The organism is Pseudanabaena sp. PCC 7367 (assembly GCF_000317065.1).
In the GTDB taxonomy this organism is placed as follows: Bacteria; Cyanobacteriota; Cyanobacteriia; order Pseudanabaenales; family Pseudanabaenaceae; genus Thalassoporum; species Thalassoporum mexicanum.
In genome coordinates this window covers 1,388,270-1,411,926 of record NC_019701.1, presented here as the reverse complement: position 1 = coordinate 1,411,926, position 23,657 = coordinate 1,388,270, and the positions used below count along the sequence as shown (strand labels likewise).

The following is a 23,657-nucleotide window of genomic DNA, read 5'->3' as shown; positions in this document are numbered from 1 at the left end:
ACTTTTGAGTTATGACAGAAGAGATAGTCTATAACGGTTTAATATGGATTGCCCTTTTGCTGCTGGTTGTGGTTACGGGCGGGGTTGCCTATTTGACTTTGATTGAATGGAATGAGAAGCGGAAAAGGGAAAGGGAAAAACGCAGGTGAATTGAACAATTATTGCCCTGGGAACGATGCTGCAAAGTGCCGATCGCTGTGATCGCCTTGGGATGGGAGATCTATGCTTTTGATATTTAGATATTTAGAGCCAAGATTTCTAATCGATCGCGGTTGAGCCAGCACTAACCGTTGGCTTAGCTGTCTGACTACTCCAGCGGTAGATTGTATCGGTTTGCCAGGGCTGTTGTCCTGAAAATTCCTGCAATGGCATGGGCATATCAGAGCCAACCAGTCCCTGGGAGCTGGGGATAAAAAACATAAACTCATTTAACAGCTCCCACTTCGTAAGTTGGTGCAACAATCGCACCGCTGCATCTTTGTAGGGGTGTTGCGGTTGGGCATACCAATCATCTTCCACAATATCCGGTTGATCGAAGCCAATATGCACGATCGAGTAGGCACAAGCTGAGTCCAATTGGGCAAAACTAGATTGATCAGTCTGATGGGCCTGATTGGCCTGAATCTTGGTCGCAGCGATCGACCTAACTGCTTCCGGTGGCAGTTGGAATTGGGCGGCAACGGAGGCATCACCAGCTTCCTGCAACAGCAAATTTAGCTTGGTGGCGATCGTGCGCAGTTTTTCGATCTGGGCTTGGCGATTACTTTGATTTGGCATATCCCGCCAACAAACCGCCAGGGTCAGCAGTTTCGATTGCAATAGTAAATGCCCCAGCTTAGCCGCCTTGGTGGCCAGGTAACGCAAATTGTAGTCATTGGATTCAATCAGCAGTGGCAATCGCCCCACCACCTCGATGCCAAACCCTCGCAGGCCAGCGATCTTGCGCGGGTTATTGGTAATCAACCGCATTTTTTTGACCCCCAGATCATGCAAAATCTGGGCTCCCACACCATAGGTACGCAAATCCGGCGCAAACCCTAGCCTTTCGTTGGCCTCCACCGTATCCAAGCCCTGATCTTGTAGTTCATAGGCTTTGAGCTTATTCAGTAAGCCAATCCCCCGACCTTCCTGGCGCAAATACACCACCACGCCACAGCCAGCATATTCAATCATTTTCATGGCGCTTTGTAATTGGCCACGACAATCGCACCGCAGCGATCCCAGCGCATCGCCAGTTAAGCATTCAGAATGAACCCGCACCAGCACTTCTTGGTGGGGAAAATCCTTGGGGTTTCCCTTCACAATCGCAATATGCTCACGATCGTCGAGGTTATTACGATAGGCATAGATCTTAAAATCACCGAACAAAGAAGGCAGATTGGCGATCGAATCTCGATGTACAAATCGCTCATGTTCGAGGCGATAGCTAATTAAATCGGCAATGCTAATTAATTTGAGATGGTGCTGTTTGGCATATTCTGCCAGTTGCGGCAATCGCGCCATGGAGCCATCTTGATTTTGAATTTCACAAATTACCCCCGCACCACTTAGCCCCGCCATTTTGGCCAGATCTACGGCCGCTTCCGTATGTCCAGCCCGTTTCAAGACCCCGCCATTTTTTGCCCGCAGTGGGAAAATATGGCCAGGACGACGCAGATCACCAGGGCGGCTCTGGGGGTTGAGTGCCACTTGGATAGTGAGGGCGCGATCCTCGGCGGAGATGCCAGTAGTAATCCCCTCGGCGGCATCAATACTAACCGTAAATGCAGTTTGATTCTTATCGGTATTGCGATCGACCATCAGTGGTAAATCCAGTGCATCCAGGCGATCGCCCATCATTGCCAGACAAATTAACCCCCTGGCATGGGTGGCCATGAAGTTAATCATGTCAGCGGTGGCAAACTGAGCCGCACCGATCAGATCGCCCTCGTTTTCACGATTTTCATCGTCTACTACCACAATCAACCGACCTGCTCTCAGCTCGGCTAGGGCTTCTGGGATCGAATCAAACTTGAATTGCATTCGGGTTTAATTATTCGGTAATTTGTAAAGTAATTTTTAAAGTAATGCGTAAATCAAATCAGTAAATGCCTAGATCTAAAGCCAACTCAAAATCTGCTCTTTGGTTCCAGTTAATTAATGCAGCTTCAAGATATCTCTGGCATGGCGATCGATTCGGTGCAATTAACACAATTAACAATAGTTATATCAAGCTTGCACAGGATCTTACTTGAAAAAGCGTTGGACATAATTATTATGAAAATTGCTCATCTTCTTCGATCATAGTCAATATTGCAGCGCATATGCAGCCCAAGATGCCGTATGGTTAATAAAGTTGGGATTTTGTGTCCTTTGGCATAGGTCAAATGTTGACGATGCGATAATATTGCTTAAGTCTAAGAGAGTATTTAACCGAAATGATGCGTTTGCTGGCTTTGGTTCCAGGTGGTATTGGCGATCAGCTCTTGTTTTTCCCAACCCTAGAAACCCTCAAACAAACTTACCCCCAGGCGGCGATCGATGTGGTGGTTGAGCCTCGATCGGTTGGCGCATATCGAGTTTGCCCATATGTAAATAATATTTGGAAATTTGATTTTAAAGGCAGTAACAGCTTTGCCGACTGGGGCAACCTGCTGGGCACGATCCGCGATTGCGAATATGATGTGGTGCTGTCGTTGGGTAAAAGCTTCTCAGTGGGGCTGCTGCTGTGGTTAACGGGCATTCCAGAGCGAATTGCTTTTTCGGGGGCCGGTAGTTTCTTGCTAACCCAGCCAGTCCCATTGGAGCAAAATCAGTATGCTGCGGCGATGTATCACGATCTGGCTAGTAAAGGGCTGGGCATCGATCAACCCTGTCCACCGATCAAGCTGGCAATTCCCCAGGGTGATGTTGCCTGGGTCAAGTCTGAACTAAAACGGATGGGCATTGAAGGGAAAGGCTATGTACTGATCCATGGCGGCGCTAGTGAACTTTCCCAGCGCAAGGGCATCAATAAAATTTACCCAGTAGAAAGCTGGAAAACAATTATCAACGGGGTACAGGCCAAGCTGTATGATGCACCCCTGGTGGTAATTGGTGGGCCAGACGATCGCAAATTGATCAAAGCGCTAACTGAGTTGCAGCCGCAATTAAAGGTGATCAATCCGCCCGACATTGGTAAACTGGCAGCTTTGATTATGTCGGCTCAGTTATTGCTATGTACCGACAGCGCCCCGATGCATATTGGTGTGGCGACTGGTATTAAACTAGTAGCTCTCTTTGGCCCCACTGAACCAGCTAAATTGCTCCCCAGCAACGACCAAATCAAGGCAATCCAATCCGCTGAGGGGCAACCGATTGGCGCGATCGCTCCCGATGATGTGCTGGCGGCGATCTAGAATGCGATTTGAGATCCAAATCTGAGATCCAGTCATTCCTCAATTAGTTAATCAACTAATCAACATCAACCATGAGAACGCTCAGGTATGGCGATCGCGGTGCAGAAGTGACCCAATTGCAGCAAAAGCTGAGGGCGGCCAATTGTTCGCCTGGTGCGATCGATGGTCAGTTTGGCAGGCGTACCCTGATCGCCGTGAAGCGGTTTCAATCCCTTCATAAACTCACAGTTGATGGAATTGTGGGCGCTCAAACCTGGACAACTCTCGATCACCCTGAGCAAATAAATCAACCAGAGCAGCCCAACCCATTTCCACCCGTCACACCAGTAACGCCATCGCCGTTCCCAACCCAACCACCAGTAGAGCCTCCTGTACCTAATCCAACTCCAGCACCGATTAATCCAGTAACGCCCGTAACGCCGATCGCACCAGCGCGGATTACTACGCTAGATGATATTTTGCAGCACCGGGTGACCCTGCCACTTACTGACCTCAGTGCTAATGCCACCTTGACCAGGCAAGTGCAAAGCCAACTGCAAACCCTGGGGATGTACAGCGCGCCCGTGGATGGTATCTATGGCCAATTAACTCAAAATGCCCTGTTTGAGCTGGCCGACACCTTAAATTTTAATCAGATCCGTGACGGTAAGCTAGATCACTCGGTAGCCGAGAAGTTACTTGATCCAGCCTCAGTGGTGCCTTTTATCCTGGGTAAAGCTAACGATCCTGAGCAGGTCTTTTTAAAATTCCTCAATATTCAAACTAATTGGTTTGCACAAGGTCAGGCTGATGATATGCACCTGGCCTTTCTCGATCGCGGCGTTGAGGCTACCCCCACTGGCAGTATTAGCAGCTTGCCCAATCGAAGCATTGCCGCCTCGGTGTTTAAATCTGAAATCGAACATTACCCCGATCGCCTTGCCACCAAGCCAATCAACGCCGAAGTCGTTTCCTATCGCCAGGTGTCTACCCTGGCCAACAGCACTGTGCGAGTCAGGTTTAGTCCCTATCCAGTGGTGGGTAAAACTCCAGCGATCGATGTGGTGGGCTTGGATTTTCTGCCCGATCCGATCGAGGAAGCCTGCGTTTGTGTTGGAGCCTATGTCGATGGTCAAATGATGGGGCATTGGTCTGGTAAGAATGCCCTGGCACCGGTGCAGATGTGGAGCATTACCAAACTGCTGCCAATTTTGCATGTGGTTTGTCGGGCTAATCAGGTTGATCCTCACATAGACATTGATAATTGCGTGGTTAGGGATCGCCAGGAAATCAAGCGGAAGCGATCGTTTTTTGACCTGATTGAAAAGGTGGTTAACTATGCCGACTCGGAGTTAACTTCTAACTCGCTGGCGGCCATGTTCAAGCAATTTGAAACCCCGCTCAAACTGGAAAACTGGGTTAAGCAAATCACTGGCAATCAGAACTTGAAGTTCCAGGGGCGCTATGGCGAATGGCCCTACATTGAGCAACCAGTATTAGTCGATGCGGTAACGCGCAAAGTATTGCTGGCCAGTGCCAATGAATTGCATCGCGGTGAGAATTTGCTCTCTGCCTATGACATGACCCGATTTATCTCGATGCTGGGGTGGCATCACCATATATTGCAGGCAGCGCGATTGCCAGGTGCTCAATGGCATAGCTTAGAAAGTGTGGTGCGGGCAATGGGCACCGACACGGCCAGATATGTAGATGTGGCGATCGCTACCCTGGGTTTACAGAGTGTGATCGCCAAGCCAGTGATTATATCCAAAATGGGTTTTGGTTATAGTGATCAACGCCAGCGCACTGAGGCGGTCTATACGGCCTTGGTACAGTTTGTAGACCAATTACCCCAGAGCCAGACTCCAACCGAACCGCAACCAGCTAAGTTACGATCGGTGGCGCTTACCCTCAGAGCCGCGATCGATCGTAGTAGCCCCAGACAAGAGGCAATGGAGGTTGATGCCCAAATGGCGGCGGCGGTGACCGAAATTTTGCGCCGAGTTGTGACCGAGGAATTAATTTAGGATTTTAATGCTTACCCTGCTTTTAACCTGCTTGCAAAAGCTAAGAAGCATGGGAGCCAACCTCGGTGTTTAGTAACTGAGCCGATCGGCGATCGCTCTGGTCTATTTGATTTAGCTGGTGCATTTGCTCTAGCGCCATGCGTTGAGAAGGTCGCAGCATTCCTGGTGGTGGGGTAATAATTTTTACCTCATTCATGAACACCAAGCGGGCATCAACCAGACAATTGAGGGCATCGGTAATTTGCACCGCCTCAAAATCAGCATCAATTTCCGCAAATTCATGATCATTCAGCCAGGCGCAATAACGTTTACGCAATTTGGTTTGCTGGCGTAATTCCTGCTGCAAAGCTGCTAGCTCATTGGCGGGCCATTGATAATAAAGGTCTTTCTGGCGAATTTGAGTTTTAGTTTCCGCTGTCTGTTGGGTAAGCGGATTATTCACCCAGGGAATGCGATGATCCCAGGTGGCGATCCCCCCTGGCCGATCGCTGGTGATCAATCGCTGTAATAGTTGCAGATCGCTGGATTCATTCACTTGCTGTGGGAATCCGGCCGCATTTATGTCTTTATTCACGTCATGGAGATTAGAATTTATTCTATTCTGCGGATTAGAAGACTGCCCGGTTAATTGCAGTAAATATTTGAGGTTGGCGGGGGCGTAATATCCTGGTTGAGCGGTTGCAGGTAGTTGCCCCAGTTGCCCTGTTAATTGCCCTGTTAATTGCCCTGTTAATTGCCCTGTTAATTGCCCTGGTGGTTGAAATGATTGGAGCAATTGGCATAATCGATCGCTCAAATTTTGCCCATTGCCATAGTGATCTAGCAGCTTGGTGAGTAGGGGCGTTGCAATATTACGATCGCCGCTCAGCTTGCCCATTTGTTCGCTAGAATGCAATCGATATTGGCATAAAAAAGTCAGATCGCCAGAAATAATTGCCTCAACCGCATTTTCCAATAGTTGCTCAATCATATATGTGCCCACCAGTGGTTGCTGGCTAAAACCATTGTTAGCTCTTTCGATCAGCGATCGCCACCGCAGCGAAGATAGCGCCTCTAGTAATTCCGCCTTAGCCACGAGCGGCACCAGGCATTCTTGCAAGGTTGTGACTGGGGCAGGTAATTGCAGGATCGCCAGCCAATACATGATCCGCATTTCTAAATCGCTGAGGCGATCGCATTGTTGCAGTAATAAATGCCGAATTTGACCGAAGACCACTGGGCCTTGCTGCCAAAACTCATTAATATTGCCATCAAACAAATCCTGGATCGATCTTGATACCACCCTCAGGGCCAGGGGATTGCCGCTGTAATAGTCAATTAGTTTTTGTTTTGCCTGATTGTGATTATTTAGCTCACTTTGATCACGATCGTCCTGACTACTTGGATTATTTTCAATCCATTGCGGATTAATTGGCGATGATGGCTGAGTTAGAATTTTTGTTGCCGCAGCGGCCAGCCCACCCAGTTGAATGGATTTACTCTTGGGCAGATCCAGGTCGGGCGAATTGAGCTCCAGGGGTTTCTCGCGGCTGACCACGATCGCACAACTGCGATGGCGCATCTCACCAAGTTGGCGGAATAGCTCACCATAGTCAGCATATTCAGGCTGATAAGTGCCAGTGGTAGCCCCCCCCAGCATTAAGGCTTCAACATGATCCAGCACAATCAGGCAGCGATGCGATCGCAGCAAGTTAATTAATTGGGCGATTAACTGCTCGGTGGTGGCCAGGGCAATCACATCACGTCCTTGTAAAAACTGAAGCAAGTCAATCAATAAATAATCGAGACTGGGTGTATGCCGTAGCGATCGCCAGATCACTAGATCAAACTCAGTTTGAATTTGCTCCGCCAGCTTAACCGCAAAGGTGGTCTTGCCCACGCCACCAATACCCAGAACTCCCACCAACCGACATTCCTGCGCCAAAATCCAGCTTTGTACAGTAGCCAACTCAGAGTTACGGCCATAGAAGACCGATGCATCGATCGCACTACCCCAATCACATCGCTTCGCTGGCTTGGCGGTTGATTCAGTTGTAGCTAACCTGGAGCCATTCAGATTGGCAATATTGTTAAATTGTGTAGAACCAGGATTGCGAATAATAGCTGGGGAATTGGTGCGCTTAAAATCAACAACATTAGCATTGTGGAGCCGATCGCTACTTCTGTTGGCAACACCATTTGCTCTAGGTATTTCCCTTGAGCTATTGTCTACCAGATTTAAGTCACTTGGGTGGTGGGGAGCCGGATTATTCGGTGCCTCTGGCAGAGCTTGGCCTGGGCGATTATTGGTCGAGAGGTAATGCAGGTTATTGCTATAGCTGGCTTGAGCATGGCGATCGCCCTGATCACCTGAACCACCAGGATTGATGGAATTAGAAGGGTACCTACCATTACTCGCCGGATGGGTAGATATTCCAGATATTCCGATCGCGCCATTATTCATCCCCGCCACTGGGAAAGGCATCACCACCGAGCCAGAGCCCTGGGGTAGGGATATGATTTGATGAGCTTGATGAGCTTGATGAGCTTGATGAGCTTGGCGATCGTGTTTGGCCAGCTTCAGCCCATAACGCCGTAACACCACCTGTAAATTATTCTTAGTCACCTTTTCGCCCAGGGATCTTGAAAGCGATTGCCATAGTTTATAGCCGACATCCCTGATGTAAGAAGAATCATAGCCAGAATTTTCTGCGATCTCTGGATAGGTTTTCCCCTCCCAAGCCTGGCGAAATAGTAGCTCCTGGACATTACTAAGCCCTTTGTGTGGCAATGCTCGATCGACAATTAATAGTGCGTCTTCAATGTTCATTGTTTTCTCTTTCCTCAACTAATACCAAAACCAGTCTTTATCTGTCTTCAAGTAAATAGCCTTTGGTATTCAGTAAGACTAAATAAACAGTTTTAAGCAACTGTGATTAGAAATTTAATTTGTTTTCTAGATATATTAAAAATCTGGAGTCAACTATTTTTAAGTAGGGTCATAATCAGGCAAATTATTGCTAATTCATTATAGGTTTTATGAATTCATAAATCTTGTAAGATAAATAGCATACTTTTTATTATTTGCAATACCCATTTGTACTTTTTTGCCGTTTCTTATTGATCTGGTTACTGACTTTATTAGTACATAAGCCTTGTTGAATAAGTCATTTAAAGGATTAATCATTTAAAGTCAGATTTATTTGTTAGGTTGCGATCGTATTTAAACCGACATTTTGCGATCGGCAATTACTCAGGTTAGCTATTAAGAACTCTCTTATTTGTCATTAATCAGCAAAAACTATCGCAAGTTAAAAATTTGCGATCGCTTAACATTTTTATTTGGATTACTAGCTTAAAAATCTAGCTTTTTAAAACAATCTAAAGCCTTAATTATGATTATTAAATGTATGGATTGATAAGTTGGTGATTTGGATCAAAGGCAGGAATAAATAGCTTTCATGTTTTTTAGGACAAAATCGCTGGCTTTTTATGGTCTACAAACTAAGGCAGGAATTTTACCCTTGAATAGGAGTAATTGATATTTGGCTACTTTTGCTTATGGTTCAAGGAATAAACACCGCAGGATGAATATTATTCAGAAATTGCTTACTAGCCTGATTTAGTTACTCAAGCAACCATGAGCCTAAACAGATTTGAAGCTCTGGATTAATCAATCAGCGATTTTGACTAAGCCATTTCGCTATAGGATACACGATTATCCTCACTTAGCCTCACTTAATTGATTAAAATTCTTTGAGTTTGCCTAAGTTGCTGATTGTACCTGTGGCGATCGCTGATCAAAGTGCCTCAGCAGAGGGACTCTTATTGGGGGCGAAGATCTGCTGAAGCCTGCCTGGATCGATGATTGGGTGGTCTAGGTGCAATCTGGCTAGCCTCCTTTACGCAAGTATTGTGGTAATTGCATAGAAAAGGTAGTAAGCCCCTGCTCAAGGATATGGTCGTCCTCACATAAGCTCACTTTGAACCACTTTGGTCGATCGATTGTTTAGCAGCTCATCTGAAGCCTAACTCCGCCCATGATTTATAACTTCGGGAACAGAGATTAATGAACCAATTAATTAACCACCATCACCAAGGTTTAAATCATCCCGATCGCCAAGCTTTCACCGTTCCCGCCCTAACGATCGCGGAAACTGAGATTGAGTCTGCTGAGCCTATGGAGCTGGCATCAACATCGCCCCAAGTTGATAGTTACCAAGCCCAGTCTTTAGCCCAAATAAACGATCGCAGCTCAGCAATCCCTGGATCGCATCAGTATGTTGAACTACCGCATGTTGAACTGCCGCAAAATATTTCACCCCGTCCCGTCAATCGCCTGCTCACGGTTCAGTTTGATCAGCGCCGCAATCGCCTCGAAATCCTGGCTGCCCAAGCTCTGTTGCCGCAGCTCTATCTATCTGAACAATCCCATCAGCTCTGGCTGGATTTGGTTAATGTGGCAGTCGATCGCACTGCAGTGCAAACGCAAACGGGGCCAACGATCAAGTTTATTCAAGTCAGCCCGATCGATCAATCCAGCACCAGGATCTGGCTAGAGATGGCTACGACCACCGCCCTGAAGCCCCATTTAATTGAATTAGTGCCCCAGGCTCCTAACTACTGGTTGGTGCAATTAGCAAATTGGCGATCGATGTGCGATCGGCAATATTCCAGTCGGCATCCGCCCCGACTTAAATATGTTGCGCCGCTGGTGGGTGAAATTCGGGTTAGCTATGGTTGGCGGATTCATCCGATTTTTAAGGATTGGCAGTTTCATCGCGGCATTGATATTGCTGCCCCCCCACAAACGCCGATCGGTGCGGCGGCGGCGGGCAATGTGATTTTTGCTGGTTGGAATAATTCTGGCTATGGCAACTTGCTGGTGATTGAACACCGCGATCGCAGCAAAACCCTTTATGGCCATAACCATAAATTGCTGGTACGCCAAGGCGAACAGGTAGAAGCAGGCCAACCGATCGCCCTCACTGGTAGCACGGGCAAAAGTCTTGAGTCCCACTTGCATTTTGAAATTTTGCCCGATGGCAAACACAGCGCTAATCCCGTTGACTATCTACCGCCAATGACCAGGGAGGAGCTTTACCTGGCGCTTAATGCCGTAAATCTTTCGCCCCAGGTTGTTAATACCGCGAACACCATCAATGAGGCGATCGCTCCCCACCTAAACACGCAAGTTAGTGGTGGCTTACCTGCTGCTGGGGTGGGTCTGGTTGAATCCGAATTGCTTAGTACCCATTCCGGCTACAGCCCCAAAGTGATTCGGCCAAGCTAAGGGGACAAGTAATTAGAAGCAAGGCGATCGCGCCCAAAGATCTAGCTGCCAGGGGAAGAGAACATGAAAGCAGAGCCGATTCCACCGTTAGATGTACATCAATTTAAGCCAAGGCGATCTAAGTATGCAGCCAAGTCTGCTGCCAAACCTAGTCGCGCTAATAACCTACTGCGGGAGATTGAGCTGTTCTTGGCGACCTGTAGCAATGAAGAAGTAGCTGATTTTTATGCCTTCTACGAAACCCTTAAAACTAAATATCATCCCCAATATACCCAGCAACGGTTGCCCGAATTTCTGGTGCGTCGTCGCTCTCGCCGCGATACTAATCGCCTGCTGGAGGCAGTTGCAACCCTTGGCTGCCGGTTGCAGTTCTCGCCCAATCGCGGTGGTGGCAAGAAGATCAGTAAGGAGCAGATCTGGGATGAATTTTTTTGAGCGCAGGAATATTTGATCCCTGCAGGTATTGGATTTGGCTTAACTAAACATGAGGAGTAATTACACGATGAAAAATTTAAATCTACTGGCGATCGCTGCCGTAATCCTGACCGTGCTGATCCTGCCCATAGGAGCAACCCAAGCCTATTCGATCGATCCGCGCAGTTGCGGTGATCCGAAATTGCCATTTCCCAGTGCGCCACCATGCTTGAAATAACTTGCCGTAAAAGGGCAGAAGAGTACAGGCATTATGCCTTCGGACTGGGTCAAATGATTTAGAGAATCTAGATGATTTAAATAATCTGGATATTTTGAAACCTGGAATTCAGGGTGGTGAGCACAAAACAACGCAAAAAAAATTAGCGGGGGATGACACCATGCAAGGTGATCAACAACCAACACCACCGATCGATCCGAATTCTAAAACCACCGTTGATCTATTTAACTATCTCGATCAACCGCAATGGTTGGAGCAGGCTAGTTGGCATAATCTGCGGTTGCAATATCAAGCAAAGCAAATCCAACCCAAACAAGCACGGGCAATCCAACCAAGGCAGGCGATCGCCACCACTAGCAAAGTCAGCAGTATTAGCGATCGGATCGCTATGGCTGAGGCTGCTAATTGTACTAATTGTAATCCTGCGGCACCAGAGAATGTCGATTTGGTAAGTGATGCAATCTCTAGACAGGGGGATTCATTAGATCTCTCACAGCCAGCAAATTCAGCAAATTCAATAAATTGGGCTGAGGTAGAACGAAAAAAACGATCGCCGCATTCAGGGTCATTGGCACTAGGCGATCGAGCTTTTGCTAATTCAAATCGTGATCGTAATTTGGGCGATCCCGCCGCTCCTTCTGCGGGCGAGCAACCAAATCAGCCGATTAGCCATGTCAGCTATACCACCAGCGTGGAAGCGGTAATTAATCAAATTACGGATTGGCTCGATCATTGCAGTGAGGCAGAGGCCAAGGCATTCTGGCTGGCGATCGGCCAACTACAGGATCAAGGGCGAGTAGATCGGCTCATTACCCAGGTTAGTTCAGTTGTGACTAACTACTATCCCGATCGACTGAATACCGCCGATTCCCAAGTTAGTCGCATTTTCTGGCAGGCGGCCCGACAAAAACTGACCATGCCTGACAGACCTGAGTAGATTTGATTAGAACCAGCATCCATGGGGTTATCGTCTAGACCTGATCCATTCAAGCGATCGCCACAAGGATCGCCCAAAAGAGCAACAGGTCATAATTACCGAATTCAGCGCCGTCGGCTCCTGCAAACGGGAGCGGGTTTGTTATTGGCTTCGCTGACTAGTAATTGCGCCGAGCCGATCGCCCATCATCCGGGGCGACAGATTTTTGTATCCGCTGGGCATGGTGGCTTTGATGCTCGCTTTCGTAATCCTGGCGCTAGGGCAGGGGGCACCACTGAAGCAGCAGAAATGATTGTAACCAAGGATTTGATCGCCAAAGAGTTGCGATCGCGTGGGTTCAGGGTTGCATTACCCGATGACCAGCTCAGCCTGCCAGAAACCGTGAGCTGGATCAACAATCGCGGTTCTTATCGAGATCTGGCGATCGAAATTCATATGGGAGCCTATGATAATGCCAGTTTGCGGGGGGTGCGCGTTTACTATATTTCGTTTAACGAAGAGCGCCAGCAACATGCCGAATTGATGCTGGAGTCATTGCTGATTGGTGTGCCTCAATTAGCTAGCCGTGGCATCAAGCCCGATTCAGCTACGGCTTTGGGGCGATTGGCCTTCTGCCGAGATATTGCGCCAAGATCACTATTCATTGAGTTGGGATTTATTAGTAACCCCACCGATCTAAGGCTGTTGCAAACCTATCGCCGGAATATTGCGATCGCAATTGCTGATGCCCTGGACACGATTATCAGCGGCAAAATGATTTTGCCCAGTGTGGCCGAAGATTTGCCCAGCCCCGACTACTATGAAAATCCCACCATTAATCCCGAAATTATTAGCCAGGCTGAGCCAGAGCGGGTTAAACAACTCAGCGATCGATCGTCTAGGGAGCCAGAACAAAACCCACAACAGAACTTAGAGGGTGCGATCGATGCCTCTGATACTTCTGATATTTCTAATATTTCTGATATTAATGCTGCTGATCAGGCAAACCAAACGGAGCCAGATTCTAAAAATCTAAACCAGGCAGATTTAGATCGCTCTGAGCAATTAAGCTCGATTACCCGTGAGCCAAGTGAATTTGGCGATCGCCCCCGCAATCAGCCAACCCAACCCAACTCACGCGGCCTGGTTGATAAGTATCAATATCTCAAAATTATTATTAATAATAAACCCTACCCCAGACCTGGCATTTTAGTAAATGGCAATGTGTATGTACCAGAGGATATGGCCGCCTATCTGGGGATCGCTGCTAAGCATATCCAAAATATGCAACGGCTCAGCTATGCCCATGAAAAGTATTTACGGGCACTGGAATTGCGTAATTTTAATCTGTCGCTCTATTGGGATGGTGCAAATAATACCGTAATTGTCAAAACCACGTACCGGATCTGGCTGGGACAAATCGATCGGATTATGGGACAGGGATTAACCTCTGCCACCCAGTTACTTAGTTTTCTGCGCCAAAATAACGATCTTGCCCTGCGGGAATTTGCGAATTTACCCAATGTCTACCGCGAAGAAGCAGCGATCGAAGGGATTAATCACGACATCGCCTTTTGTCAGATGTGCCTGGAAACTGGTTTCCTGCGGTTTGGCGGGGATGTGGAACCGCAGCAGAATAACTTTGCTGGTTTGGGTGCGATCGAGCTGGGCAATGGTGGCGATCGCTTTCCCACGATCCGGATCGGGATCAGGGCCCATGTGCAACATCTCAAGGCCTATGCCAGCACTGAACCATTAGTTCAACCACTGGTAGATAGCCGATTTCGATTTGTGATCCGTGGCACTGCGCCATTGGTTGGTCAATTGAGCGGTCGTTGGGCAGTAGATCCGTTCTATGCGGAAAAGATCATGGCGATCCTGCGCTATCTCTACGAATCCTCTGGCATTCTTTGAACTGGCTCTAAAAACCAAAACCTAAATTCGATCGATATTTGCAATCCCTAACTTGGTGCTATTGGCGATCGCCTGTAAACTCTATTTTTTGTTAGCAATTTGGTAGCGATTACTTTGCCTTGAACTGACCTTGAAAAAGCAAAAGGCAATCATTAGACTTCTTATATCAAGTTATATCAAGTCCTCTAGATGCCCCCCATAAGCAACCTAGTAAAAACAATAGTTATACATTTTTGTCAAGGATATTTAACTGGATTTGGCATCACATAAATAATCGAATATAGGCTGGGAGCATAATTCTCTCAGCGCATATGAGGCTATTGCGATCGCTCTATTTTGTAAAAGCTCTAAAATGCAAGTAATTTACAATTTACTTCTTACTACCCTGGTTCCGCAGGCGATAGGTAATGCGCCCTTTGGTTAAATCATAGGGGGTGAGTTCTACCTTGACGCGATCGCCAGGCAGGATCTTGATATAGTTACGGCGGATTTTACCGGAAATATGTGCTAACACATTAAATCCATTTTCCAAATCAACCCTAAACATAGCATTAGGCAAGGACTCAGTTACTGTGCCCTCCATTTCGATCGAATCTTCCTTAGACAAGTTATTTCTCCTGATTTTCTGAGCAAGTTTAAGCAATATACTGGACTTTTTGGCAACAGAGCCGCCAAGACCACCATTAAAACATTAAGAAAATATAAATAATGCAATCTATTTAATTTTAATGCATTGAGCAATACAGCAGCTTGTCACATGATTTAGTTATCGATCTAAATTGCTAGTTTAGCGTGCCAGGTAATTGTAATTAGACTGGTGAAAAGCCAGCCAGGATTTGGGCAGTTACCTCTTCAACTGTTTTGGTGCCATCAATTTGCACCACCTTCGCGCCATAAAAATCTAGCAGCGGTTTGGTCTTGGCATGATATTCCTGCAAACGTTGCTCAATTACCTCTGCCGTATCATCAGCCCGCCCTGATTCTTTTGCCCGATTTAGCAATCGATCGATCAAGATCTGATCAGGCACTTCCAGATTGATTACTCGATCGTAGGCCTGGTTAAGATCCGTAAGCATTTGATCGAGTGCTTCAGCCTGAGGAATAGTACGCGGAAAACCATCTAGAATCCAACCGGCTTGAACGTCGGGTTGAGTTAATCGATCGCGGATTACACCAATCACCACGCGGTCAGGTACTAGCTTACCGGCATTGCTAAAGGCAACTACCTGCTGGCCAAGGGGAGAATTGCTTTTGATTTCCGCCCTGAATATATCTCCTGGAGAAATACGCGGGATTTGCCAGCTTTTAGCAAGTAGATCGCCCTGGGTGCCTTTGCCAGAGCCCGGCGGCCCCATTAGGATAATTCTCGGCATTATTGCTTCACCATTCCTTCATAGCGTTGGGAAATAACATAGGTCTGGATCTGGCGTGCCGTTTCGATCGCTACACCCACAATAATCAACAACGATGTAGCACCAATCCCCTGGAAAGTTGTCACCCCAGTGGCCTGTTCAAAGGCGGTGGGAATGATTGCAACTGCACCAAGGAAGATCGCACCAAGGAAAATCAGACGATTCAATACACTACTAATGTAGGTTGAAGTGGCAGTACCTGGTCGTACTCCGGGGATCGATGCCCCCATTTTTTTGAGGTTCTGGGACAGATCAACCGGATCAAGCACGATCGAAGAATAGAAATAACTAAAGGCCAGGATCAAGACTAAATAAGTTACCACATAGCCCCAACTGCCAGGGGTTAAGAAGCTGCTAACCCTTTGCATTGCTACGCTGCTGAACACATCGGAGAGGATCGCTGGCAGGAAAAACACCGACGAAGCAAAAATGATCGGCATCACTCCGCCCTGATTTAACTTCAGCGGCAAATAGCTCGATTGCTCCCGGTACATTTTGCGGCCAACCTGACGACGGGCATAGATAATTTGAATTCGGCGTTCTCCCTCTTGCACAAACACAATTCCTACGATCATGGCCAGGAAAATAACCAGCAGTAGCAATACACCACCCAGCATGGCACTGTCCTGTTGGGTCAAACTAATTGTATCGCCCAAAGAGGAAGGCAAGACAGCCACAATGTTAATAAAAATCAGCAGCGAGGCACCATTTCCCACGCCCCGCTCGGTAATTAATTCACCGGCCCACATCACAAACATGGAACCTGCCACCAGGGCGATCGCAGTTTCAAAAATAAACTGGAACCCTGGATCAGGGATAGTTGTAGCGTTGATATTAATTAAAAATAGCGAAATGCCAATGCCCTGCAACACGGCAAAGAAGAGTGCCACATAGCGAGTATATTGAGAGATTTTGCGCCTGCCTGCTTCCCCTTCATTTTTTTGCAGGTTCTCCAGACTGGGCAGGGCTGCTGCCAAAATCTGCATGATGATCGAGGCATTAATAAATGGCAAAATTCCCAGTGCAAATACACCGAGCAAGGTAAAACCACCACCGGCAAATGTATTCAAAAACCCCAGCGTGTTGCTGCTTCTGGCCAATGTTTCTAATACACTACGATCGATTCCCGGCAGGGGGATATACATGCCAAGTCGAATTAGCACCAACATGCCGATCGTGACCAGGAGCCGACTCCGCAATCCGGCGGCCTGCGCCATTTGCATAAACGTTTCCTGAGCGGATGGGGATTTACTTCTGTTAACTACCATAGCTGCGCTTGCCTCTTTGCAATGCTGGAAAATCTCACCAATATTTATATAATACTAGCCTTAATCTCGATCTTGATTGCTTAGCTGGATTAACTAGCTGAATTAATCGATCGATTAACCAACTATTAACTATTAACTATTAACCAAAGCTATTGCTTAGGTGCACGAGTCCACTTTTGTGGAACGTGAGTAATGCAGGTACCGCCAGCAGCCTCAATTTTTTGCTTGGCTCCACTGGAAAAGGAATTGGCATGAACGGTTAAGGCGACTTCAATTTCACCCCGTCCCAATACTCTCAATACGCCATTATCCTGAGTGATGATCCCTGCATCGATTAGCGATTCCAGACTCACTTCTGTGTTGGCAGGTAGTTGGCTGAGTTGATCGATATTGATGATCGTAAATTTTTTGGGGTTAACGATCGGAAAATGCTTTAACTTGGGCACGCGGCGATAGAGGGGTTGTTGACCACCCTCAAAGCCAGGTCTGGTTGGCCGACCCGATCGGGAGTTTTGGCCACGCATACCAAAGCCACAGCTAGCACCCTGTCCAGCCGAAATACCACGCCCGACGCGACGACGACGGCGCTTTGCCCCATCCTGTGGTTTTAAGTCTACTAATCTCATAGTTCTTATTAATTACGTCAATCGTGTAAGTCAATTAATCGGATAATCGGATAATCGGATTTTGTGGTGATATCTAGCCGCTCAACAACTAACTAAAACTAACTAAACAGTTGTTCTAGAGTCAGATCCCTGGACTGTGCCACTTCCTTAAAGGTGCGCAGAGAATCGAGGGCATTGACAGCAGCACGGGCATTATTAAGTGGATTTTTGGAGCCTAGCTGTTTGGCCAGAATATTTTTGACCCCAGCCAGTTCCAAAACAGTACGGACTGCGCCCCCAGCAATTACACCAGTACCAGGAGAGGCGGGGCGAATCATCACCGATGCACCACTGCCCACACCATAGCTAGGGTGCGGAATTGAGTTGCTTTTGGTTAGTGGTACTGTAACCAGATGTTTTTTGCCGTCGGCTACGCCTTTTTTGACTGCGCCAATCACATCACCAGCTTTACCAACACCAACACCTACTTGACCCTTTTCATTGCCAATGATCACGATCGCCCGGAAGCTCAGTTTTTTACCGCCCTTAACCACCTTGGTGACCCGGCGTACCTGCACTACCCGTTCTTGCCATTCGGAGTCTTTTTCGGCGCGGCCTTTGCGTGAATCACCACGTTTGCCGCCACGGCGCTTATTATCATCACCGCTGCTGGTGTTGGAATCGCCTCTTTTACCTTTGCGTTCGCGTTCTGCCATCTTGATTTAGATCCAGTTGCTTTTACGTTGCTAATAATTTGAAATTAATACTTAAATTAATTGTGGGCTTTAAAATTCTAGGCCGCCGGAGCGAGCTGCTTCAGCCAATGCCCTAACTCGACCATGATAGAGTTTGCCACCGCGATCGAAGACGACATTATTTAGCCCCTTGGCGATCGCCCGTTGGGCAATTAATTCGCCTACTTTAGTTGCTGCTGCACAATTAGCAGTAGTATCGAGTCCCTGTTTGATTTCTTGCTCTAAAGTCGAGGCAGCAGCCAGGGTTTCCTGCGCCACATCATCAATCAATTGTGCCACGATATGATTATTGGAACGAAATATTGACAATCTTGGCTTAGCCGCCGTACCAGACATTTTACGTCTTATGCGCTTATGTCGACTGCGAGTTGCCTGTTTACGTGTACCTTTCATTTCAATTCAACCCTTTCCCAATATTATCTATAAAACTCTATAAGCCCTGTATTGCTGCGTGTAAGAGAGTGGCTTACTTAAACAATTGGCTAGCTGGCTCAAAACACCTAAACATAAGATAAACATAAGATTAAGCAAGAGCCTAGAACCTATTTCTTGCCAGCCTTACCAGCCTTACGACGGACATTTTCACCAAGGTAGCGAATCCCTTTGCCCTTATATACTTCTGGGGGACGCACGGCGCGAATCTGCGCTGCTGTGTTGCCAACCACCTCTTTGTTAATTCCGGTCACGATCACATTGGTGTTATTTTCCACCTGGATTTGAATGCCGTCGGGAGGCTCAACTTGAACCGGGTTGGAGTAACCCACATTGAGGATTAAATTTTTCCCCTGTAATTGGGCCCGATAACCCACACCTTGGATTTGGAGGCGACGCTCAAAACCATTGGTGACCCCTTCTACCATATTGGCGATCAGGGTGCGACTGAGGCCATGCTGCTGGCGGCAGATGCGGCTCTCTCTACGTTGCTTGACCAGGATTTCTTCGCCTTCCTGCTCAATGTCCACATAATCAGTAAGGGTGCGTTGCAATTCACCCTTGGGGCCTTTCACGGTCACTTGTTGACCGGCGATTGTAATCTGGACTTTCTTAGGAATTGGGATCGGTAGTTTACCAATACGTGACATGACTTTTGCTAACTGACTTGCTATGTGTGATTACTGAAGCTGATTCAAAGAGCTTATTTAAAAGCCTGATCTAAGACTAGGGTTTAGCTACCAGACGTAGCAAAGTACCTCGCCGCCTACCCCTTTTCGTCTGGCTTCACGATCGGTCATGATGCCACTAGAGGTAGAGATAATCGCAATCCCAATTCCACCAAGTACCCTGGGTAGCTCTTTGTGATTGGAGTAAACCCGCAACCCTGGTCGGCTGACCCGTTGGAGTTTGGTAATAATTGGTTGGCGATGTTTGCCACGATATCGCAACGCTACCATCAAGCGACGATCGACTCCTTCGCCCACTTCTTCATAGCTGTCGATATATCCTTCTTGCTTGAGCACCCGGGCAATGTTATTGGTCATTTTGGTTGCCGGGATTGCCGTAACTGAATGCCTTGCTTGGGTGGCATTGCGAATGCGCGTCAGCATATCGGCAATAGTATCGTTGGTTGCCATTTTGATCTCCTACCTATTTGCGAAAGGGCATACCCATAGCTGCTAATAAAGCTCGACCTTCTTCATCGGTATTAGCGGTGGTAATAATTGAAATGTCCATGCCTCGAATTTGATCGATCGAGTCGTAGCTGATTTCTGGGAAAATAAGCTGTTCTCTGACCCCAAGGGTATAGTTGCCTCTGCCATCAAAGCTTTTGGCACTGATCCCACGAAAGTCTCGAATCCGAGGCAAAGAGAAATTGATTAAGCGATCTAAAAATGCATACATCCGCTCCCGCCGTAATGTCACCATCACACCCACGGGCATCCCTTCGCGGAGTTTAAACCCTGCGATCGCCTTACGGGCTCTGGTTACTACCGGCTTTTGGCCAGTAATTACTGAGATCTCTGTAATCGAAGATTCAAGGGCTTTAGCATTCTGGGAAGCCTCGCCAAGACCACGGTTCACCACAACTTTGTTGAACTTAGGAACTTGATGTGAATTGGTATACTTAAACTGTTCGATCAGCTTAGGTACGGCCTGAGTTTGATATGATTCTAAAAATCGTTGTTTTGCCATTGTGCTTAACTTTATTAGTTTGTTCCTGGGCTTGGTCAGGATTAATTCAGGACTAATTGATGCGGTGAATTAGTTCGTTCAACTGTTCATTCAACTGTCCAAGATTTCGCCTGTTTTTTTCAACATGCGCACCTTCTTGCCAGCTTCTGTGTAGGTGTAGCAAATCCGACTGGCCACCTTCTCTTTCTCGGAATAAAGCATCACATTAGAGCTATGGATCGGATATTCCCTGGTGATGATTTGGCCGCTATCACCGTCTTGTTGGGGTTTTACATGTTTGGTTTTGATGTTTACACCTTCGACCAACACAAAACTGTTTTTGGGAAATACCTGCAGCACAGTGCCCACCTTGCCCTTGTAAGAGCCAGAGATTATCTGCACGGTATCACCCTGCTTAACATGCATTTTGAAGGTTTTGCGATTGCCATGGGGCTTGGCTTTAACTTTTCTAATTGCCATGGTGACTATAGTACCTCCGGCGCTAACGAGATAATTTTGGTATAGTTTTTGTCGCGTAATTCACGCGCCACCGGGCCAAATACGCGGGTGCCTCTGGGATTCCCATCCTGGTTGACAATCACGGCGGCATTATCGTCAAATCTAATACTCATGCCACTATCACGATTGATATTGCTACGGGTGCGTACGATCACCGCTTTAACAACGTCTGATTTTTTGACTGGCATGTTGGGGGCGGCATCCTTGACCGTGGCAACAATTAAATCGCCTACTCGGCCAACTTTGCGATTACCACCAGCGATCACGCGGATACAGAGAAGCTTCTTTGCACCGCTGTTATCTGCCACGTTTAGGATTGTTTCTTGCTGAATCATGGCCTTGACTTACTCTCAAATCTTAAAAAGAATGTTTGCCTAACTGCTCGATCTCGCTTGATAGGCTTAAGCTACTGAGCTGAGATAGTGCTTAATATTTCAATTACTTCCCAGCGCTTGGTTCGACTGAGGGGGCGAGTTTCCCGAATCCGGACGCGATCGCCTTCTTGGCATTTTTCTTCGCCGTCGTGAGCCTTGAACCGCTTGGTTTGCACCACAATCTTGCCGTATTTAGGATGAGCGGAGCGGTTTTCCACTGCCACCACCACTGTTTTTTGCATTTTGGTGCTGACCACTTGGCCAACTTTTTCTTTAACTGCCATTGCTTACGCCTCCTCTGCCGTGCTTTCAGTTGTGCTAGAACTATCAGAACTATTAGAATTATCTACCTTCGCCTCGGCTAGTTGCCGTTCCCGTTCGATCGTCAACAGCTGAGCTAGGCGATGCTTAGTATGCTTAAACTCATGGGGCTTAAAGGGTTGCCTTGTTGACCTTTTTAAGCGCAACTGAAACAATTCCTTCTTAAGCGCTAGCACCTCTGCTTGCAGATCGTCATCACTGAGTGCTTTTATGTCTTTAATATCTGGTAGAGCCATCACTACACCTTCTCTTCACGCTTTACGAATCGGGTTTTGATCGGCATCTTGGCCGATGCTAGGCGCAGTGCTTCTTTGGCCACTGGCTCACTCACCCCAGTAATTTCAAACATAATTCGCCCCGGCTTGACCACTGCCACCCAATATTCAGGTGCGCCCTTACCAGAACCCATGCGGGTTTCTGCCGCTCGCATCGTAACTGGCTTGTCGGGGAACAAACGAATCCAGATTTTTCCGCCCCGCTTGATATAGCGGTTGATTGCCCGTCTGGCGGCCTCAATTTGCCTCGAAGTAATCCAGCTTGGCTCTAGTGCCTGCATGCCAAAGTCGCCAAAGTCTAGCTTGTTGGCACTACTGGCCATGCCGCGCATCCGACCGCGCTGTTGTTTTCTATATTTAGTACGTCTAGGACTTAACATTTATCTATCCCTCAGCTCCAGATCGATCTTCAAATTGGGGGCGACGACGCTGTTGTTGGCGACGACGAGGTTGTGGTTGTGCCGGTGCTGCTGCTTCTTGACCAGGCTCTATCTCACCCTTAAATATCCAAACCTTGACACCGATGATGCCGTAGACAGTGCTGGCAGTGCGATAGGCATAATCAATATCAGCACGGATTGTATGGAGGGGGACGCGGCCTTCTCTGACCCATTCAGTCCGGGCGATCTCAGCGCCGTTGAGGCGACCGCCAACTTGTACCTTAATCCCTTCTACACCAGCTCTTTGGGCACGTTGAATCGCTTGGCGTACCACTCGTCGGAACGAAACCCGGCGTTCGATCTGCTGGGCAATATACTCACCGATCAGCGCCGCTTCAGCATCAACCCTGGCCACTTCTACGACATTGATCCGAATTTGGCTGGTGCCGGTTTTCTCTTTGGTGCCTACTTTGCCCAGATGCTTTAGCAAACCTTGGCGCAGTTGATCGATTCCCGAACCACCACGGCCAACTACCACGCCAGGGCGGGCGGTACGAATTTCGATGTCTACCTGGTCAGCTTTGCGCTCGATCCGTACATCAGCAACGCCAGCGTTATCGAGGGTTTTGGTGATGTATTTGCGGATTTCAAAATCTTCGGAAGCTAGAATTGGATAGCGATCGCCATCGGCAAACCAGCGCGATAGATGTGGCCTGATTACGCCGACCCGTAAACCATTGGGGTGAACTTTCTGTCCCATTATTTATGCTTCCTCCATTGGCTTGACGGTGATCGTAATGTGGCAGGTGGGTTTCTTGATTTTGAAGGCTCGCCCCTGGGCTCTTGGCCTGAAGCGTCTGAAGCTGGGCCCCATGTCTGCAAAGGCTTGATTGATGACTAGATCAACCGGATTCATGCCTCGGTTATGCTCAGCATTGGCCACCGCCGATCGCAATACCTTAGTGATTGGCTCACAGGCGCGGTAGGGCATAAACTCTAGAATTACCAGAGCCTCACGGTAGCTGCGACCCCGAATTTGGTCTAGGACGCGCCGAGCCTTGCTAGGAGCCATCCGCACGTATTTAGCCTGAGCTTTAACTTCATCTGTTTCCAATAGCATTGCACCTATCTCCTTGCCTTTTTGTCGCTTTTGGCATGGCCACGAAACGTACGGGTGGGGGCAAATTCACCCAGTTTGTGTCCTACCATCTGGTCAGTAATAAATACGGGCACATGCTGCCTGCCATTATGGACAGCGATCGTATGGCCGATCATCTGGGGCACGATCGTTGATGCCCGCGACCAGGTTTTTATTACTTGCTTATCGCCTTTGGCATTGAGCTTTTCTACTTTGCTCAACAATGAATCGGCGATAAACGGACCTTTTTTAAGGGATCTAGCCATGAGGTCTAATCTGTTTCCTAGCTATACTTGATACTTAATGTCTAAATGTCTAATAGTGAATGTTTAACTGCGCTGAGCGTTGAGAAGGTAATAATTTA

The 23,657-nt window shown here is 47.6% G+C and carries 26 protein-coding genes; 7 read left to right on the top strand and 19 right to left on the bottom strand.

Annotation, left to right across the window (positions count from 1 at the left end):
* Window positions 1-258: 258 nt before the first annotated feature.
* A complete protein-coding gene (gene ribBA, locus PSE7367_RS05460; protein WP_015164378.1) occupies window positions 259-2,022 on the bottom strand; it encodes a bifunctional 3,4-dihydroxy-2-butanone-4-phosphate synthase/GTP cyclohydrolase II in 1,764 nt (587 codons plus the stop codon).
* Between the two features lie 395 nt (window positions 2,023-2,417).
* Here ribBA and PSE7367_RS05455 point away from each other — a divergent pair, with 395 nt between their 5' ends.
* Both PSE7367_RS05455 and PSE7367_RS05450 read left to right on the top strand, forming a co-directional pair.
* Window positions 2,418-3,377, top strand: coding sequence for a glycosyltransferase family 9 protein (locus tag PSE7367_RS05455; RefSeq protein WP_015164377.1), 960 nt, complete (start codon window positions 2,418-2,420; stop codon window positions 3,375-3,377).
* 71 nt (window positions 3,378-3,448) lie between these two features.
* Window positions 3,449-5,383 (top strand): peptidoglycan-binding domain-containing protein, encoded by a 1,935-nt coding sequence (locus tag PSE7367_RS05450; RefSeq protein WP_015164376.1) that lies wholly within the window; start codon window positions 3,449-3,451, stop codon window positions 5,381-5,383.
* Between the two features lie 40 nt (window positions 5,384-5,423).
* Here the strand turns inward: PSE7367_RS05450 and PSE7367_RS20205 are convergent, their stop codons facing one another.
* Window positions 5,424-8,192 carry an NB-ARC domain-containing protein gene (locus tag PSE7367_RS20205; RefSeq protein WP_015164375.1) on the bottom strand — a complete coding sequence of 923 codons (2,769 nt, stop codon included), beginning with the start codon at window positions 8,190-8,192 and terminating at the stop codon, window positions 5,424-5,426.
* A gap of 1,239 nt (window positions 8,193-9,431) precedes the next feature.
* Between PSE7367_RS20205 and PSE7367_RS20200 the strand changes: the two genes are divergently transcribed.
* The 5 genes from PSE7367_RS20200 to PSE7367_RS20195 all read left to right on the top strand — a co-directional run bounded on the left by PSE7367_RS20200 (window position 9,432) and on the right by PSE7367_RS20195 (window position 14,137).
* Window positions 9,432-10,655, top strand: coding sequence for a M23 family metallopeptidase (locus PSE7367_RS20200; RefSeq protein WP_015164374.1), 1,224 nt, complete (start codon window positions 9,432-9,434; stop codon window positions 10,653-10,655).
* Between the two features lie 63 nt (window positions 10,656-10,718).
* Complete coding sequence (locus tag PSE7367_RS05435; protein ID WP_015164373.1) at window positions 10,719-11,090, top strand: hypothetical protein; 372 nt, start codon at window positions 10,719-10,721, stop codon at window positions 11,088-11,090.
* Between the two features lie 67 nt (window positions 11,091-11,157).
* A complete protein-coding gene (locus tag PSE7367_RS21845) occupies window positions 11,158-11,307 on the top strand; it encodes a hypothetical protein (protein ID WP_015164372.1) in 150 nt (49 codons plus the stop codon).
* Between the two features lie 94 nt (window positions 11,308-11,401).
* On the top strand, window positions 11,402-12,244 hold the full coding sequence (locus PSE7367_RS05430) for a hypothetical protein (protein ID WP_041698337.1): 843 nt from the start codon (window positions 11,402-11,404) through the stop codon (window positions 12,242-12,244).
* A gap of 21 nt (window positions 12,245-12,265) precedes the next feature.
* Window positions 12,266-14,137 carry an N-acetylmuramoyl-L-alanine amidase gene (locus PSE7367_RS20195; RefSeq protein WP_015164370.1) on the top strand — a complete coding sequence of 624 codons (1,872 nt, stop codon included), beginning with the start codon at window positions 12,266-12,268 and terminating at the stop codon, window positions 14,135-14,137.
* Window positions 14,138-14,507: 370 nt separating this feature from the next.
* Here PSE7367_RS20195 and infA read toward each other — a convergent pair whose 3' ends face one another.
* The 17 genes from infA to rpsS form a co-directional block, all read right to left on the bottom strand.
* Window positions 14,508-14,744: a translation initiation factor IF-1 gene (gene infA, locus PSE7367_RS05415; RefSeq protein ID WP_015164369.1), complete on the bottom strand. Its 237-nt coding sequence runs from the start codon at window positions 14,742-14,744 to the stop codon at window positions 14,508-14,510.
* A 202-nt stretch (window positions 14,745-14,946) separates the two neighbouring features.
* A complete protein-coding gene (locus tag PSE7367_RS05410; RefSeq protein ID WP_015164368.1) occupies window positions 14,947-15,510 on the bottom strand; it encodes an adenylate kinase in 564 nt (187 codons plus the stop codon).
* On the bottom strand, window positions 15,510-16,817 hold the full coding sequence (gene secY, locus PSE7367_RS05405) for a preprotein translocase subunit SecY (protein ID WP_015164367.1): 1,308 nt from the start codon (window positions 16,815-16,817) through the stop codon (window positions 15,510-15,512). Before secY ends, PSE7367_RS05410 begins: the two co-directional genes overlap by 1 nt.
* 149 nt (window positions 16,818-16,966) lie before the next feature.
* A complete protein-coding gene (gene rplO / locus PSE7367_RS05400) occupies window positions 16,967-17,443 on the bottom strand; it encodes a 50S ribosomal protein L15 (RefSeq protein ID WP_015164366.1) in 477 nt (158 codons plus the stop codon).
* 98 nt (window positions 17,444-17,541) lie between these two features.
* Window positions 17,542-18,138, bottom strand: coding sequence for a 30S ribosomal protein S5 (gene rpsE, locus PSE7367_RS05395; RefSeq protein WP_015164365.1), 597 nt, complete (start codon window positions 18,136-18,138; stop codon window positions 17,542-17,544).
* Window positions 18,139-18,207: 69 nt separating this feature from the next.
* Complete coding sequence (gene rplR, locus PSE7367_RS05390) at window positions 18,208-18,570, bottom strand: 50S ribosomal protein L18 (protein WP_015164364.1); 363 nt, start codon at window positions 18,568-18,570, stop codon at window positions 18,208-18,210.
* 149 nt (window positions 18,571-18,719) lie between these two features.
* The gene (gene rplF, locus PSE7367_RS05385) at window positions 18,720-19,259 is read right to left on the bottom strand and encodes a 50S ribosomal protein L6 (protein WP_015164363.1); all 540 of its coding nucleotides are present in this window, start codon (window positions 19,257-19,259) and stop codon (window positions 18,720-18,722) included.
* 87 nt (window positions 19,260-19,346) lie between these two features.
* The gene (gene rpsH, locus PSE7367_RS05380; protein ID WP_015164362.1) at window positions 19,347-19,748 is read right to left on the bottom strand and encodes a 30S ribosomal protein S8; all 402 of its coding nucleotides are present in this window, start codon (window positions 19,746-19,748) and stop codon (window positions 19,347-19,349) included.
* A 13-nt stretch (window positions 19,749-19,761) separates the two neighbouring features.
* Window positions 19,762-20,307, bottom strand: coding sequence for a 50S ribosomal protein L5 (gene rplE / locus PSE7367_RS05375; protein ID WP_015164361.1), 546 nt, complete (start codon window positions 20,305-20,307; stop codon window positions 19,762-19,764).
* Between the two features lie 90 nt (window positions 20,308-20,397).
* Window positions 20,398-20,766, bottom strand: a complete 369-nt coding sequence (rplX, locus tag PSE7367_RS05370; RefSeq protein WP_015164360.1) for a 50S ribosomal protein L24 — start codon at window positions 20,764-20,766, stop codon at window positions 20,398-20,400.
* A 5-nt stretch (window positions 20,767-20,771) separates the two neighbouring features.
* Window positions 20,772-21,140, bottom strand: a complete 369-nt coding sequence (gene rplN, locus PSE7367_RS05365; protein WP_015164359.1) for a 50S ribosomal protein L14 — start codon at window positions 21,138-21,140, stop codon at window positions 20,772-20,774.
* Window positions 21,141-21,211: 71 nt separating this feature from the next.
* Window positions 21,212-21,463: a 30S ribosomal protein S17 gene (gene rpsQ, locus PSE7367_RS05360; protein WP_015164358.1), complete on the bottom strand. Its 252-nt coding sequence runs from the start codon at window positions 21,461-21,463 to the stop codon at window positions 21,212-21,214.
* Window positions 21,464-21,466: 3 nt separating this feature from the next.
* Window positions 21,467-21,736, bottom strand: a complete 270-nt coding sequence (gene rpmC / locus PSE7367_RS05355) for a 50S ribosomal protein L29 (protein ID WP_015164357.1) — start codon at window positions 21,734-21,736, stop codon at window positions 21,467-21,469.
* Between the two features lie 2 nt (window positions 21,737-21,738).
* Window positions 21,739-22,155, bottom strand: coding sequence for a 50S ribosomal protein L16 (rplP, locus tag PSE7367_RS05350; RefSeq protein WP_015164356.1), 417 nt, complete (start codon window positions 22,153-22,155; stop codon window positions 21,739-21,741).
* A gap of 4 nt (window positions 22,156-22,159) precedes the next feature.
* Window positions 22,160-22,915, bottom strand: a complete 756-nt coding sequence (gene rpsC, locus PSE7367_RS05345) for a 30S ribosomal protein S3 (protein ID WP_015164355.1) — start codon at window positions 22,913-22,915, stop codon at window positions 22,160-22,162.
* A gap of 3 nt (window positions 22,916-22,918) precedes the next feature.
* A complete protein-coding gene (gene rplV, locus PSE7367_RS05340; RefSeq protein WP_015164354.1) occupies window positions 22,919-23,275 on the bottom strand; it encodes a 50S ribosomal protein L22 in 357 nt (118 codons plus the stop codon).
* A 5-nt stretch (window positions 23,276-23,280) separates the two neighbouring features.
* Window positions 23,281-23,559 carry a 30S ribosomal protein S19 gene (rpsS, locus tag PSE7367_RS05335; protein WP_015164353.1) on the bottom strand — a complete coding sequence of 93 codons (279 nt, stop codon included), beginning with the start codon at window positions 23,557-23,559 and terminating at the stop codon, window positions 23,281-23,283.
* Window positions 23,560-23,657 lie beyond the last annotated feature (98 nt).